Origin of the sequence: Pseudomonas sp. SH10-3B (assembly GCF_019891415.1) — a bacterium.
Classification (GTDB): Bacteria; Pseudomonadota; Gammaproteobacteria; order Pseudomonadales; family Pseudomonadaceae; genus Aquipseudomonas.
The window spans coordinates 1-13558 of sequence record NZ_JAFLXD010000079.1 but is presented as its reverse complement, the minus strand read 5'-3'; the positions used below and the strand labels follow the sequence as shown (position 1 = coordinate 13558).

The following is a 13558-nucleotide window of genomic DNA, read 5'->3' as shown; positions in this document are numbered from 1 at the left end:
ATCAAAAGATTGCTGACTTCGTCAGCGGTTAAGGAAGTAGAAGCCACACCGCGTACGCTTCAAAGATCAGGTCGGCTTTAAGGCCGCCTCGCTTTGTTTTTGATCTGGAATCGCCCCGTCAAACACGCTGGCCGAACGCAGGCTTTGGAGCGTGGGTAACCCGGCAGGACGCCGGGTTAGCCGCGCTGGGCCAAGGATGGCCCATCGCGGCGGCCCACGCTCCAAAGCCTGCGTTCGGGCACACCGAGCCTAGGCGAGGTGCCGAGTGTTGGGGCGAAGCGTTTTTGGTTACTTTTGGCGCTCTTCCAAAAGTGACCCGCCGTAAGGGCGGAACCAATAGCCGCCGTGACCGCAGCAACGGATATGTACTCGGTCAAATCCAACGACATGGTCGGCCCGAAGGCCGCCACGGAAACAAGCCCCCTCCCACATTTGGTTCTGCATACAACAGGCAGGTAAGATGGCAGCCCTTCGCACAGCGCTTTGCTGCGCACTGCCAACCATAAGCCCTGCCCAATGCCTTTCGAACTCAGCGTAGACCTCACCACCCTCGCCATCCTCGCCGTCGTGGCCTTTATCGCCGGCTTTATCGACGCCATCGCCGGTGGCGGTGGCCTGCTCACCACCCCGGCGCTGCTCACCGCCGGGATGCCGCCCCATTTGGTACTGGGCACCAACAAGCTCAGTTCCACCTTCGGCTCGGCCACGGCCAGCTTCACCTTCTATCGCCGCAAGCTGTTTCACCCGCGCCAGTGGGTGCATGCGATCGTAGGCACCTTGATCGGTGCGTTGGCCGGTGCGGTGGTTGCCCACTACCTGCCCGCCGAAACCCTGAACAAAATGCTCCCGGTGATCGTATTCGGTTGCGGCGTGTATTTGCTGTTCGGTGGCACGCCCAAGGCGCCGCTGGACGCCGACGCGCCGATCAAGAAGAAATGGCAAGGCGCCCAGGGTTTCGGCCTGGGCTTCTACGACGGCGTGGCCGGCCCCGGTACCGGTGCGTTCTGGACCGTGAGCACCATGCTGTTGCACCCCATCGACCTGGTGAAGGCCAGCGGCGTGGCGCGCAGCATGAACTTCGTCAGCAACGCGGCGGCGTTGTCGGTGTTTATCTTCAACGGCTCGGTGGATTGGATCGTCGGCCTGGCGATGGGCGTGTCGGTGATGTGTGGCGCGTTCTTTGGCGCCCGCAGCGCGATCAGCGGCGGCGCCAAGTTCATTCGTCCGGTGTTTATCACCGTGGTCCTCGGCCTGACGGTGCGCCTAGCCTGGCAGCACTGGTTCAGCGTGGCCTAAGCGACGGGCTACATAGAGGTCGATCAGGTAACGCGCAATCGAGCGTGACGCCGGCAACGGCGGCAGGTCGTGGATGCTGAACCACTGCGCATCTTCGATCTCGTCGGCCTGGGGCACGATGTCGCCACCGGCGTACTCGGCATGGAAGCCCAGCATCATCGAATGGGGGAACGGCCAGCACTGGCTGCCCATGTACTGGATGTTCCTGACCTCCACCTGCACTTCTTCGCGCACCTCGCGGATCAGGCAGTCTTCGGCTGACTCACCCGGCTCGGCAAAGCCCGCCAAGGTGCTGTAGACCCCGGTGACAAAACGCGGCGAGCGCGCCAGCAGGATCTCGTCGCCACGGGTCACCAGCACGATCATGCTCGGCGAAATCCGTGGGTAGCTGCGCAGGTCGCAGGCCTGGCAATACATTGCCCGCTCCCGTGGCACCTGGACCATGGCCTGGCCGCAACTGCCGCAGAACCGATGCTCGCGTGCCCAGGTGCCGATCTGCGCGGCGTAGCCCAGCACTTTGTACAGGATGTGATCACCTTGCAGCATGAAGCCGCGCAGGCCCTGCCAACTGCATCCTTGCACTTCGCCCGCCGAGTCGAGTTCCAGCAGGTACACCGGCTCACCGTCGAGGTGGCCGATGCCGTGTTCGGCAAACACCGAAAGGTCCTGGCGCTTGAGCCATTCCCGAGGGAACAGCGGGCCATTGGCGTCATGCAAAAAGCCGTCGCGGCTGCGGGCGACAGCCCAGCCGCCGGGGGCGTCGTTGTCCAGCAGCGTTGTGGTAATCCAGCCTGGGGTCATGTCAGTCAATCCACGAATTCGGGTTTCTGCTTACTCATATGGGCCGCAATGGCCACGCGCAGGTCGTTGGATTGCAACATAGCCGAGTTCCAGGTGGCAACGTATTCCAGACCGTCATTGACCGTATGGTCACGCATGTAGCTGATCATAGCTTTGGTGCCGGTGACCGCAATCGGCGACTTGGCGGCGATTTCATGGGCGATCTCGAACACGCCGGCCAACAGGCTTTCCTGATCGGCATACACACGATTGACCAGGCCGATGCTGCGCGCTTCCTCGGCACCGAACTGGCGGCCGGTGTAGGCCAGCTCACGCAGCATGCCGTCGCCGATGATGCGTGGCAGGCGTTGCAGGGTGCCGACGTCAGCAGCCATGCCGATATCGATTTCCTTGATCGAGAATTGCGCGTCTTCAGCGGCGTAGCGCATGTCGCAGGCGCTGATCAGGTCGATGGCGCCACCGATGCAGTAACCCTGGATCGCCGCCAGTACCGGCTTGCGGCAGGTGTCGACGGCATTGAACGAGGCTTGTAGCTCGAGGATCTTGCGGCGCAGCAGGCGTGCATTGCGGCCCACATCCTTGCCGAGATCGTTGGCCACCGAGGCCAGCATCATCAGGTCGATGCCAGAGGAAAAATGCTTGCCGGCGCCGCTGAGGACCACGGCACGCACGGCATCGGTGTCTTCGATCCACTGGAAGATATCGATGATCTCGGTCCAGAACGCGGCGTTCATCGCGTTGATCTTTTCCGGGCGGTTGATCTGCACATGGGCAACGTTGCCGCTGAGTTCGACGACGAAAGCTTGGTATTCGGACATGGCAGTGATCCCTGACTGGCGAGTGATAAGGCCCGAACTATAACAAGGGTGCGCCACGGCGCATCGGCCAAAAGCGGGACTGGCAACGGGGATTGAAAAGACGCTGGATAAAAGCCCCGGCACACGCCATCCTTCGCGCTTTAAGCCGCCCCATCAGCGGCGTTCGACGTTTAAAGGATATGCCCATGCACGCCCAACCCCTCGCCCCCGCCGATTTCGAACTCATCGAAGAAACCCTGTTGAAGTACGGCGACGACCATTCGGTGCTGAACCTGGCCGAACTCGACGGCTACTTCACCGCATTGGTGTCCAGCCCCGCTCAGGTGGATATTGCAGAGTGGTTCCCTGCGATCTGGGGTGGGCAGAACCCGGAGTGGGAAAGCGCCGAGGAGGCCAAGCAGTTCCTGGACCTGTGCGTGCGTCATATCAACCTGCTGGCCGGACAACTGGCGACTGACGCCGAGGGCTTCAAGGCGCGCTTCGATGAAACCGAACACCAGGGCCAGGACGTGACCCTCGCCGAAGAGTGGTGCTTTGGCTATATCCGTGGCGCGGCGATCGGCAACTGGCCGGAATTGCCGGCCGAACAAGCCGCACAGCTGGAGAAAATCTCCTGGTGCGCCGAACAGGACAACTTCGAGTTGCCGGCCGACCTCGATGTGCCGGCCCATCAACAACGCGTCAGCGCAATCGAACCGGCGGCGCGGGCCCTGCATGATTACTGGCTGGCCTTGCGCTAAGCCTCGACAAGCACCGCACCTTTGGCCGATTATTCGGGTCCGCCCGTCGGCCACTCCGTACCACCTTGCCTTGATCAGGAGCCTTGCACCTTGAGTTCGCAGAAAACCGTGACCGTTACACCGCCCAACTTCCCCCTGAACGGCAAGGTCGCGCCCCCCGGCTCCAAATCCATTACCAACCGTGCCTTGCTGCTGGCGGCCCTGGCCAAAGGCACCAGCCGCCTGAGCGGAGCCTTGAAGAGCGATGACACCCGGCATATGTCGGTGGCTCTGCGCCAGATGGGCGTGACCATCGATGAGCCGGACGACACCACCTTCGTCGTCACCGGCCAAGGCAAGCTGCAATTGCCTGCGCAGCCGTTGTTCCTCGGCAATGCCGGCACCGCGATGCGCTTTCTCACCGCCGCCGTCGCCACGGTTGAAGGCACCGTGGTGCTGGACGGCGACGACTATATGCAAAAACGCCCGATCGGCCCGCTGCTGGCCACCCTCGGCCAGAACGGTATCCGGGTCGACAGCCCGACCGGTTGCCCACCGGTGACGGTGCACGGCGTGGGCAAGGTCCAGGCCAAGCGCTTCGAGATCGACGGTGGCTTGTCCAGCCAGTATGTCTCGGCCCTGTTGATGCTCGCCGCCTGCGGCGCAGCGCCGATTGAAGTGGCGCTGACCGGCAAGGATATCGGTGCCCGTGGCTATGTGGACCTGACCCTGGACTGCATGCGGGCCTTCGGCGCCCAGGTCGATGTGGTCGACGACACCACCTGGCGCGTGGCCCCTACCGGCTACACCGCCCATGACTACCTGATCGAACCCGACGCTTCCGCCGCCACCTACTTGTGGGCGGCTGAAGTGCTGACCGGTGGCCGCATCGACATCGGCGTGGCCGCGCAGGATTTCACCCAGCCGGACGCCAAGGCCCAGGCTGTGATTGCACAGTTCCCGAATATGCCGGCCACGGTGGTCGGCTCGCAGATGCAGGACGCGATCCCGACCCTGGCGGTGCTGGCCGCCTTCAACAACACCCCGGTGCGCTTTACTGAACTGGCCAACCTGCGGGTCAAGGAATGTGATCGCGTACAGGCACTGCATGACGGCCTCAATGAGATCCGTCCGGGCCTCGCCACCATTGAAGGCGACGACTTGCTGGTCGCGGCCGACCCTGCGCTGGCCGGCACCTCGTGCAAGGCACTGATCGATACCCACGCCGACCACCGCATCGCCATGTGCTTTGCGCTGGCGGGGTTGAAAGTCGCAGGGATCCGCATTCAGGACCCGGACTGCGTGGCCAAGACCTATCCTGGGTACTGGAAGGCCCTGGGCAGCCTTGGGGTCGCGCTGAGCTACTGACTCACCGGCGTCGGAATGGGGAGGTAAGGATCATGACAATTCGCCAACCCTGCCCACCCGGCGCCTGTGTCTGCGAGCGTGAACAACTGCTGGAAGCCCCCGGCGCCGACCTGCGTATCCTCAGCCTGACCCGCCAGGAAGAAAAACGCCTGATCGAGCGCCTTGAAAACCTGCAAAGCCTGCAAGACCTGGAGCGCATGCAACAGCGGATGTTTGAGCTATTGGGCATCCGCCTGCATGTCGCACCGGGGCACACCGAGGTCAAGAGCATGCGCGGTATCCAGATTGTCATCGACGAACTGCCAGGCATGTGCCGCAAGACCCGGCAATCAATCCCGGCGGCGATTCGCCGGGGCCTGGAGAAAAACCCGGAAATTGCCTACCGCCTGCTGGATGCCCACGACCTGTTTCGCGACGGTTGAATCAGCCGGCAACCGTCTCGGCCTCGAACAGTCTCTGCCCCACCGCCTTCGCCGTTTTCAAATGCGCTGCGACCGCGCCGCCTTCAGAGTCCAGCAACAGCTCGGACGTCACCACCTTCGCCCCGCAGTAATCGAAGATGCCGTAGTCGATCTGGGTGCGCATCGCCTTGGCATAGCCATGGCGCTCAAATGCGCTGTCATCCGCACCGCCGAGGGCCAGCAAGTGCACCTGCATGTGCCGCAGTTTTTTCACCACCGGCGTGTCCGGGCCGTAATCGATCGCCCAGCCGTTGACGAACACGCGGTCGACCCAGCCCTTGAGCAGACCTGGCAGCGACCACCAGTAGATCGGGAACGCCAGCACCAGAGCATCGGCGCGGTCCAGTCGCGCCTGCTCGGCCAGTACGTCGGCCGGTGGTGTAGCGTGGCTGCGGTGTACGCGATGGTCGGCGGCGGTGTAGCGCGGGTCGAAACCTTCGGCGGCGAGGTCGGCGATTTCGTAGGTATGGCCCGCAGCAGTCAGCCCGGCAGCCACCTGCGCGGCCACGGCGTGGGTGAGGGATTGTGGGTCGTGATGGGCGACGACGATGAGTGCGTGCATGACTTTGACTCCCTTTCGGTTTAAGCTACTTTTAGTAAGTTAACGCCGATAAGTTACTTTTGGTATATAAGCATGTCAAGCCCTGAATCCCCTGCCCCACGCCGTCGCCTGTCCCGAGAAGATCGCCTGCGCCAATTATTGGATATCGCCTGGCAACTGGTGCGCGAGGAAGGCACCGAAGCCCTGACCCTCGGCCGCCTGGCGGAACTGGCAGGCGTCACCAAACCGGTGGTCTACGACCATTTCGTCACCCGCGCCGGGTTGCTCGCCGCGCTGTACGAAGACTTCGACGGGCGGCAAAACCAGGTGTTTGCCGAGGCCCTCGACGCCAGCGGCGCGACCTTGGCAGAGCGCGCAGGGGTGATTGCCTCGTGCTATGTCGATTGCGTGTTATTGCAGGGGCGGGAAATTCCGGGGGTGATTGCGGCACTGAGCAGCTCCCCGGAGCTGGAAGCGCTCAAGCGCAAATACGAGGCGATTTTTCTCGACAAATGCCGCGCCGCGCTGGCGCCCTTTGGCCAGGTTTCACAGCCAGGATTACGCGCGATGTTGGGGGCGGCGGAAGCGTTGTCCGATGCTGCGGCGAGTGGCGAGATCAGCCGGGAAGAGGCGCAAGATGAGTTGCTCGCGACCATCCTGGCGATGGTTAACCGCGCACGGCGCTGAAGACTGAAGACTGAAGAAGCTTCTGTGGCAGACGGGCTTCTGTGGCGAGCGGGCTTGCCCCGCGTTGGGCTGCGTAGCGGCCCCAAAAAAACGGGAGCGCTGCGCACTCCAACGCGGGGCAAGCCCGCTCGCCACAGAAGCCCGTCTGCCACAGAAGCTTCTTCAGTCTTCAGTCTTCAGCGCCGTGCGCGGTTAACCATCGCCAGGATGGTCGCGAGCAACTCATCTTGCGCCTCTTCCCGGCTGATCTCGCCACTCGCCGCAGCATCGGACAACGCTTCCGCCGCCCCCAACATCGCGCGTAATCCTGGCTGTGAAACCTGGCCAAAGGGCGCCAGCGCGGCGCGGCATTTGTCGAGAAAAATCGCCTCGTATTTGCGCTTGAGCGCTTCCAGCTCCGGGGAGCTGCTCAGTGCCGCAATCACCCCCGGAATTTCCCGCCCCTGCAATAACACGCAATCGACATAGCACGAGGCAATCACCCCTGCGCGCTCTGCCAAGGTCGCGCCGCTGGCGTCGAGGGCCTCGGCAAACACCTGGTTTTGCCGCCCGTCGAAGTCTTCGTACAGCGCGGCGAGCAACCCGGCGCGGGTGACGAAATGGTCGTAGACCACCGGTTTGGTGACGCCTGCCAGTTCCGCCAGGCGGCCGAGGGTCAGGGCTTCGGTGCCTTCCTCGCGCACCAGTTGCCAGGCGATATCCAATAATTGGCGCAGGCGATCTTCTCGGGACAGGCGACGGCGTGGGGCAGGGGATTCAGGGCTTGACATGCTTATATACCAAAAGTAACTTATCGGCGTTAACTTACTAAAAGTAGCTTAAACCGAAAGGGAGTCAAAGTCATGCACGCACTCATCGTCGTCGCCCATCACGACCCACAATCCCTCACCCACGCCGTGGCCGCGCAGGTGGCTGCCGGGCTGACTGCTGCGGGCCATACCTACGAAATCGCCGACCTCGCCGCCGAAGGTTTCGACCCGCGCTACACCGCCGCCGACCATCGCGTACACCGCAGCCACGCTACACCACCGGCCGACGTACTGGCCGAGCAGGCGCGACTGGACCGCGCCGATGCTCTGGTGCTGGCGTTCCCGATCTACTGGTGGTCGCTGCCAGGTCTGCTCAAGGGCTGGGTCGACCGCGTGTTCGTCAACGGCTGGGCGATCGATTACGGCCCGGACACGCCGGTGGTGAAAAAACTGCGGCACATGCAGGTGCACTTGCTGGCCCTCGGCGGTGCGGATGACAGCGCATTTGAGCGCCATGGCTATGCCAAGGCGATGCGCACCCAGATCGACTACGGCATCTTCGATTACTGCGGGGCGAAGGTGGTGACGTCCGAGCTGTTGCTGGACTCTGAAGGCGGCGCGGTCGCAGCGCATTTGAAAACGGCGAAGGCGGTGGGGCAGAGACTGTTCGAGGCCGAGACGGTTGCCGGCTGATTCAACCGTCGCGAAACAGGTCGTGGGCATCCAGCAGGCGGTAGGCAATTTCCGGGTTTTTCTCCAGGCCCCGGCGAATCGCCGCCGGGATTGATTGCCGGGTCTTGCGGCACATGCCTGGCAGTTCGTCGATGACAATCTGGATACCGCGCATGCTCTTGACCTCGGTGTGCCCCGGTGCGACATGCAGGCGGATGCCCAATAGCTCAAACATCCGCTGTTGCATGCGCTCCAGGTCTTGCAGGCTTTGCAGGTTTTCAAGGCGCTCGATCAGGCGTTTTTCTTCCTGGCGGGTCAGGCTGAGGATACGCAGGTCGGCGCCGGGGGCTTCCAGCAGTTGTTCACGCTCGCAGACACAGGCGCCGGGTGGGCAGGGTTGGCGAATTGTCATGATCCTTACCTCCCCATTCCGACGCCGGTGAGTCAGTAGCTCAGCGCGACCCCAAGGCTGCCCAGGGCCTTCCAGTACCCAGGATAGGTCTTGGCCACGCAGTCCGGGTCCTGAATGCGGATCCCTGCGACTTTCAACCCCGCCAGCGCAAAGCACATGGCGATGCGGTGGTCGGCGTGGGTATCGATCAGTGCCTTGCACGAGGTGCCGGCCAGCGCAGGGTCGGCCGCGACCAGCAAGTCGTCGCCTTCAATGGTGGCGAGGCCCGGACGGATCTCATTGAGGCCGTCATGCAGTGCCTGTACGCGATCACATTCCTTGACCCGCAGGTTGGCCAGTTCAGTAAAGCGCACCGGGGTGTTGTTGAAGGCGGCCAGCACCGCCAGGGTCGGGATCGCGTCCTGCATCTGCGAGCCGACCACCGTGGCCGGCATATTCGGGAACTGTGCAATCACAGCCTGGGCCTTGGCGTCCGGCTGGGTGAAATCCTGCGCGGCCACGCCGATGTCGATGCGGCCACCGGTCAGCACTTCAGCCGCCCACAAGTAGGTGGCGGCGGAAGCGTCGGGTTCGATCAGGTAGTCATGGGCGGTGTAGCCGGTAGGGGCCACGCGCCAGGTGGTGTCGTCGACCACATCGACCTGGGCGCCGAAGGCCCGCATGCAGTCCAGGGTCAGGTCCACATAGCCACGGGCACCGATATCCTTGCCGGTCAGCGCCACTTCAATCGGCGCTGCGCCGCAGGCGGCGAGCATCAACAGGGCCGAGACATACTGGCTGGACAAGCCACCGTCGATCTCGAAGCGCTTGGCCTGGACCTTGCCCACGCCGTGCACCGTCACCGGTGGGCAACCGGTCGGGCTGTCGACCCGGATACCGTTCTGGCCGAGGGTGGCCAGCAGCGGGCCGATCGGGCGTTTTTGCATATAGTCGTCGCCGTCCAGCACCACGGTGCCTTCAACCGTGGCGACGGCGGCGGTGAGAAAGCGCATCGCGGTGCCGGCATTGCCGAGGAACAACGGCTGCGCAGGCAATTGCAGCTTGCCTTGGCCGGTGACGACGAAGGTGGTGTCGTCCGGCTCATCGATGGTCACGCCCATCTGGCGCAGAGCCACCGACATATGCCGGGTGTCATCGCTCTTCAAGGCTCCGCTCAGGCGGCTGGTGCCTTTGGCCAGGGCCGCCAGCAGCAAGGCACGGTTGGTAATGGATTTGGAGCCGGGGGGCGCGACCTTGCCGTTCAGGGGGAAGTTGGGCGGTGTAACGGTCACGGTTTTCTGCGAACTCAAGGTGCAAGGCTCCTGATCAAGGCAAGGTGGTACGGAGTGGCCGACGGGCGGACCCGAATAATCGGCCAAAGGTGCGGTGCTTGTCGAGGCTTAGCGCAAGGCCAGCCAGTAATCATGCAGGGCCCGCGCCGCCGGTTCGATTGCGCTGACGCGTTGTTGATGGGCCGGCACATCGAGGTCGGCCGGCAACTCGAAGTTGTCCTGTTCGGCGCACCAGGAGATTTTCTCCAGCTGTGCGGCTTGTTCGGCCGGCAATTCCGGCCAGTTGCCGATCGCCGCGCCACGGATATAGCCAAAGCACCACTCTTCGGCGAGGGTCACGTCCTGGCCCTGGTGTTCGGTTTCATCGAAGCGCGCCTTGAAGCCCTCGGCGTCAGTCGCCAGTTGTCCGGCCAGCAGGTTGATATGACGCACGCACAGGTCCAGGAACTGCTTGGCCTCCTCGGCGCTTTCCCACTCCGGGTTCTGCCCACCCCAGATCGCAGGGAACCACTCTGCAATATCCACCTGAGCGGGGCTGGACACCAATGCGGTGAAGTAGCCGTCGAGTTCGGCCAGGTTCAGCACCGAATGGTCGTCGCCGTACTTCAACAGGGTTTCTTCGATGAGTTCGAAATCGGCGGGGGCGAGGGGTTGGGCGTGCATGGGCATATCCTTTAAACGTCGAACGCCGCTGATGGGGCGGCTTAAAGCGCGAAGGATGGCGTGTGCCGGGGCTTTTATCCAGCGTCTTTTCAATCCCCGTTGCCAGTCCCGCTTTTGGCCGATGCGCCGTGGCGCACCCTTGTTATAGTTCGGGCCTTATCACTCGCCAGTCAGGGATCACTGCCATGTCCGAATACCAAGCTTTCGTCGTCGAACTCAGCGGCAACGTTGCCCATGTGCAGATCAACCGCCCGGAAAAGATCAACGCGATGAACGCCGCGTTCTGGACCGAGATCATCGATATCTTCCAGTGGATCGAAGACACCGATGCCGTGCGTGCCGTGGTCCTCAGCGGCGCCGGCAAGCATTTTTCCTCTGGCATCGACCTGATGATGCTGGCCTCGGTGGCCAACGATCTCGGCAAGGATGTGGGCCGCAATGCACGCCTGCTGCGCCGCAAGATCCTCGAGCTACAAGCCTCGTTCAATGCCGTCGACACCTGCCGCAAGCCGGTACTGGCGGCGATCCAGGGTTACTGCATCGGTGGCGCCATCGACCTGATCAGCGCCTGCGACATGCGCTACGCCGCTGAAGACGCGCAATTCTCGATCAAGGAAATCGATATCGGCATGGCTGCTGACGTCGGCACCCTGCAACGCCTGCCACGCATCATCGGCGACGGCATGCTGCGTGAGCTGGCCTACACCGGCCGCCAGTTCGGTGCCGAGGAAGCGCGCAGCATCGGCCTGGTCAATCGTGTGTATGCCGATCAGGAAAGCCTGTTGGCCGGCGTGTTCGAGATCGCCCATGAAATCGCCGCCAAGTCGCCGATTGCGGTCACCGGCACCAAAGCTATGATCAGCTACATGCGTGACCATACGGTCAATGACGGTCTGGAATACGTTGCCACCTGGAACTCGGCTATGTTGCAATCCAACGACCTGCGCGTGGCCATTGCGGCCCATATGAGTAAGCAGAAACCCGAATTCGTGGATTGACTGACATGACCCCAGGCTGGATTACCACAACGCTGCTGGACAACGACGCCCCCGGCGGCTGGGCTGTCGCCCGCAGCCGCGACGGCTTTTTGCATGACGCCAATGGCCCGCTGTTCCCTCGGGAATGGCTCAAGCGCCAGGACCTTTCGGTGTTTGCCGAACACGGCATCGGCCACCTCGACGGTGAGCCGGTGTACCTGCTGGAACTCGACTCGGCGGGCGAAGTGCAAGGATGCAGTTGGCAGGGCCTGCGCGGCTTCATGCTGCAAGGTGATCACATCCTGTACAAAGTGCTGGGCTACGCCGCGCAGATCGGCACCTGGGCACGCGAGCATCGGTTCTGCGGCAGTTGCGGCCAGGCCATGGTCCAGGTGCCACGGGAGCGGGCAATGTATTGCCAGGCCTGCGACCTGCGCAGCTACCCACGGATTTCGCCGAGCATGATCGTGCTGGTGACCCGTGGCGACGAGATCCTGCTGGCGCGCTCGCCGCGTTTTGTCACCGGGGTCTACAGCACCTTGGCGGGCTTTGCCGAGCCGGGTGAGTCAGCCGAAGACTGCCTGATCCGCGAGGTGCGCGAAGAAGTGCAGGTGGAGGTCAGGAACATCCAGTACATGGGCAGCCAGTGCTGGCCGTTCCCCCATTCGATGATGCTGGGCTTCCATGCCGAGTACGCCGGTGGCGACATCGTGCCCCAGGCCGACGAGATCGAAGATGCGCAGTGGTTCAGCATCCACGACCTGCCGCCGTTGCCGGCGTCACGCTCGATTGCGCGTTACCTGATCGACCTCTATGTAGCCCGTCGCTTAGGCCACGCTGAACCAGTGCTGCCAGGCTAGGCGCACCGTCAGGCCGAGGACCACGGTGATAAACACCGGACGAATGAACTTGGCGCCGCCGCTGATCGCGCTGCGGGCGCCAAAGAACGCGCCACACATCACCGACACGCCCATCGCCAGGCCGACGATCCAATCCACCGAGCCGTTGAAGATAAACACCGACAACGCCGCCGCGTTGCTGACGAAGTTCATGCTGCGCGCCACGCCGCTGGCCTTCACCAGGTCGATGGGGTGCAACAGCATGGTGCTCACGGTCCAGAACGCACCGGTACCGGGGCCGGCCACGCCGTCGTAGAAGCCCAGGCCGAAACCCTGGGCGCCTTGCCATTTCTTCTTGATCGGCGCGTCGGCGTCCAGCGGCGCCTTGGGCGTGCCACCGAACAGCAAATACACGCCGCAACCGAATACGATCACCGGGAGCATTTTGTTCAGGGTTTCGGCGGGCAGGTAGTGGGCAACCACCGCACCGGCCAACGCACCGATCAAGGTGCCTACGATCGCATGCACCCACTGGCGCGGGTGAAACAGCTTGCGGCGATAGAAGGTGAAGCTGGCCGTGGCCGAGCCGAAGGTGGAACTGAGCTTGTTGGTGCCCAGTACCAAATGGGGCGGCATCCCGGCGGTGAGCAGCGCCGGGGTGGTGAGCAGGCCACCGCCACCGGCGATGGCGTCGATAAAGCCGGCGATAAAGGCCACGACGGCGAGGATGGCGAGGGTGGTGAGGTCTACGCTGAGTTCGAAAGGCATTGGGCAGGGCTTATGGTTGGCAGTGCGCAGCAAAGCGCTGTGCGAAGGGCTGCCATCTTACCTGCCTGTTGTATGCAGAACCAAATGTGGGAGGGGGCTTGTTTCCGTGGCGGCCTTCGGGCCGACCATGTCGTTGGATTTGACCGAGTACATATCCGTTGCTGCGGTCACGGCGGCTATTGGTTCCGCCCTTACGGCGGGTCACTTTTGGAAGAGCGCCAAAAGTAACCAAAAACGCTTCGCCCCAACACTCGGCACCTCGCCTAGGCTCGGTGTGCCCGAACGCAGGCTTTGGAGCGTGGGCCGCCGCGATGGGCCATCCTTGGCCCAGCGCGGCTAACCCGGCGTCCTGCCGGGTTACCCACGCTCCAAAGCCTGCGTTCGGCCAGCGTGTTTGACGGGGCGATTCCAGATCAAAAACAAAGCGAGGCGGCCTTAAAGCCGACCTGATCTTTGAAGCGTACGCGGTGTGGCTTCTACTTCCTTAACCGCTGACGAAGTCAGCAATCTTTTGAT

At 62.9% G+C, this 13558-nt stretch carries 16 protein-coding genes; 8 read left to right on the top strand and 8 right to left on the bottom strand.

The window, feature by feature from the left end; genetic code table 11:
• Window positions 1-516: 516 nt before the first annotated feature.
• Window positions 517-1296 carry a TSUP family transporter gene (locus J1G35_RS29480; RefSeq protein ID WP_053135318.1) on the top strand — a complete coding sequence of 260 codons (780 nt, stop codon included), beginning with the start codon at window positions 517-519 and terminating at the stop codon, window positions 1294-1296.
• On the opposite strand, the gene nudC (J1G35_RS29485) is transcribed toward J1G35_RS29480, so the two are convergent.
• Window positions 1264-2097, bottom strand: coding sequence for an NAD(+) diphosphatase (gene nudC / locus J1G35_RS29485; RefSeq protein ID WP_223016750.1), 834 nt, complete (start codon window positions 2095-2097; stop codon window positions 1264-1266). The two genes, J1G35_RS29480 and nudC (J1G35_RS29485), sit on opposite strands and share 33 nt — an antisense overlap.
• A gap of 5 nt (window positions 2098-2102) precedes the next feature.
• Complete coding sequence (locus J1G35_RS29490; RefSeq protein WP_223016751.1) at window positions 2103-2915, bottom strand: crotonase/enoyl-CoA hydratase family protein; 813 nt, start codon at window positions 2913-2915, stop codon at window positions 2103-2105.
• 185 nt (window positions 2916-3100) lie between these two features.
• On the opposite strand from J1G35_RS29490, the gene J1G35_RS29495 reads away from it, so the two are divergent.
• The 3 genes from J1G35_RS29495 (at window position 3101) to J1G35_RS29505 (ending at window position 5424) form a co-directional block, all read left to right on the top strand.
• Window positions 3101-3655 carry a UPF0149 family protein gene (locus J1G35_RS29495; RefSeq protein WP_223016752.1) on the top strand — a complete coding sequence of 185 codons (555 nt, stop codon included), beginning with the start codon at window positions 3101-3103 and terminating at the stop codon, window positions 3653-3655.
• Window positions 3656-3745: 90 nt separating this feature from the next.
• On the top strand, window positions 3746-5002 hold the full coding sequence (aroA, locus tag J1G35_RS29500; RefSeq protein ID WP_223016753.1) for a 3-phosphoshikimate 1-carboxyvinyltransferase: 1257 nt from the start codon (window positions 3746-3748) through the stop codon (window positions 5000-5002).
• 32 nt (window positions 5003-5034) lie between these two features.
• Entirely contained in the window at window positions 5035-5424 is a 390-nt protein-coding gene (locus J1G35_RS29505; protein ID WP_223016754.1) for a hypothetical protein, read from the top strand.
• Window position 5425: 1 nt separating this feature from the next.
• Here J1G35_RS29505 and J1G35_RS29510 read toward each other — a convergent pair whose 3' ends face one another.
• Complete coding sequence (locus tag J1G35_RS29510; RefSeq protein ID WP_223016755.1) at window positions 5426-6025, bottom strand: NAD(P)H-dependent oxidoreductase; 600 nt, start codon at window positions 6023-6025, stop codon at window positions 5426-5428.
• Between the two features lie 72 nt (window positions 6026-6097).
• Here J1G35_RS29510 and J1G35_RS29515 point away from each other — a divergent pair, with 72 nt between their 5' ends.
• The gene (locus J1G35_RS29515) at window positions 6098-6691 is read left to right on the top strand and encodes a TetR/AcrR family transcriptional regulator (protein WP_223016756.1); all 594 of its coding nucleotides are present in this window, start codon (window positions 6098-6100) and stop codon (window positions 6689-6691) included.
• 176 nt (window positions 6692-6867) lie between these two features.
• Here J1G35_RS29515 and J1G35_RS29520 read toward each other — a convergent pair whose 3' ends face one another.
• A complete protein-coding gene (locus tag J1G35_RS29520) occupies window positions 6868-7461 on the bottom strand; it encodes a TetR/AcrR family transcriptional regulator (protein WP_223016756.1) in 594 nt (197 codons plus the stop codon).
• Between the two features lie 72 nt (window positions 7462-7533).
• Between J1G35_RS29520 and J1G35_RS29525 the strand changes: the two genes are divergently transcribed.
• On the top strand, window positions 7534-8133 hold the full coding sequence (locus J1G35_RS29525; protein ID WP_223016755.1) for an NAD(P)H-dependent oxidoreductase: 600 nt from the start codon (window positions 7534-7536) through the stop codon (window positions 8131-8133).
• Between the two features lies 1 nt (window position 8134).
• Here J1G35_RS29525 and J1G35_RS29530 read toward each other — a convergent pair whose 3' ends face one another.
• The 3 genes from J1G35_RS29530 to J1G35_RS29540 all read right to left on the bottom strand — a co-directional run bounded on the left by J1G35_RS29530 (window position 8135) and on the right by J1G35_RS29540 (window position 10458).
• Entirely contained in the window at window positions 8135-8524 is a 390-nt protein-coding gene (locus J1G35_RS29530; RefSeq protein ID WP_223016754.1) for a hypothetical protein, read from the bottom strand.
• Between the two features lie 32 nt (window positions 8525-8556).
• Window positions 8557-9813: a 3-phosphoshikimate 1-carboxyvinyltransferase gene (gene aroA, locus J1G35_RS29535; protein ID WP_223016753.1), complete on the bottom strand. Its 1257-nt coding sequence runs from the start codon at window positions 9811-9813 to the stop codon at window positions 8557-8559.
• Window positions 9814-9903: 90 nt separating this feature from the next.
• Window positions 9904-10458, bottom strand: a complete 555-nt coding sequence (locus tag J1G35_RS29540; RefSeq protein WP_223016752.1) for a UPF0149 family protein — start codon at window positions 10456-10458, stop codon at window positions 9904-9906.
• Between the two features lie 185 nt (window positions 10459-10643).
• Here J1G35_RS29540 and J1G35_RS29545 point away from each other — a divergent pair, with 185 nt between their 5' ends.
• Window positions 10644-11456 carry a crotonase/enoyl-CoA hydratase family protein gene (locus tag J1G35_RS29545; protein ID WP_223016751.1) on the top strand — a complete coding sequence of 271 codons (813 nt, stop codon included), beginning with the start codon at window positions 10644-10646 and terminating at the stop codon, window positions 11454-11456.
• A gap of 5 nt (window positions 11457-11461) precedes the next feature.
• Window positions 11462-12295: an NAD(+) diphosphatase gene (gene nudC, locus J1G35_RS29550; RefSeq protein WP_223016750.1), complete on the top strand. Its 834-nt coding sequence runs from the start codon at window positions 11462-11464 to the stop codon at window positions 12293-12295.
• Here nudC (J1G35_RS29550) and J1G35_RS29555 read toward each other — a convergent pair.
• The gene (locus tag J1G35_RS29555; protein ID WP_053135318.1) at window positions 12263-13042 is read right to left on the bottom strand and encodes a TSUP family transporter; all 780 of its coding nucleotides are present in this window, start codon (window positions 13040-13042) and stop codon (window positions 12263-12265) included. The genes nudC (J1G35_RS29550) and J1G35_RS29555 overlap by 33 nt on opposite strands.
• Between the last annotated feature and the right edge of the window lie 516 nt (window positions 13043-13558).

Coding starts and splice junctions, on each gene's coding strand:
- J1G35_RS29515 (WP_223016756.1), top strand. CDS start 6,098: ATGTCAAGCCCTGAATCCCCTGCCCCACGCCGTCGCCTGTCCCGAGAA.
- J1G35_RS29525 (WP_223016755.1), top strand. CDS start 7,534: ATGCACGCACTCATCGTCGTCGCCCATCACGACCCACAATCCCTCACC.
- J1G35_RS29510 (WP_223016755.1), bottom strand. CDS start 6,025: ATGCACGCACTCATCGTCGTCGCCCATCACGACCCACAATCCCTCACC.
- J1G35_RS29480 (WP_053135318.1), top strand. CDS start 517: ATGCCTTTCGAACTCAGCGTAGACCTCACCACCCTCGCCATCCTCGCC.
- J1G35_RS29540 (WP_223016752.1), bottom strand. CDS start 10,458: ATGCACGCCCAACCCCTCGCCCCCGCCGATTTCGAACTCATCGAAGAA.
- J1G35_RS29490 (WP_223016751.1), bottom strand. CDS start 2,915: ATGTCCGAATACCAAGCTTTCGTCGTCGAACTCAGCGGCAACGTTGCC.
- J1G35_RS29555 (WP_053135318.1), bottom strand. CDS start 13,042: ATGCCTTTCGAACTCAGCGTAGACCTCACCACCCTCGCCATCCTCGCC.
- J1G35_RS29530 (WP_223016754.1), bottom strand. CDS start 8,524: ATGACAATTCGCCAACCCTGCCCACCCGGCGCCTGTGTCTGCGAGCGT.
- nudC (WP_223016750.1), top strand. CDS start 11,462: ATGACCCCAGGCTGGATTACCACAACGCTGCTGGACAACGACGCCCCC.
- J1G35_RS29545 (WP_223016751.1), top strand. CDS start 10,644: ATGTCCGAATACCAAGCTTTCGTCGTCGAACTCAGCGGCAACGTTGCC.
- nudC (WP_223016750.1), bottom strand. CDS start 2,097: ATGACCCCAGGCTGGATTACCACAACGCTGCTGGACAACGACGCCCCC.
- J1G35_RS29520 (WP_223016756.1), bottom strand. CDS start 7,461: ATGTCAAGCCCTGAATCCCCTGCCCCACGCCGTCGCCTGTCCCGAGAA.
- J1G35_RS29495 (WP_223016752.1), top strand. CDS start 3,101: ATGCACGCCCAACCCCTCGCCCCCGCCGATTTCGAACTCATCGAAGAA.
- J1G35_RS29505 (WP_223016754.1), top strand. CDS start 5,035: ATGACAATTCGCCAACCCTGCCCACCCGGCGCCTGTGTCTGCGAGCGT.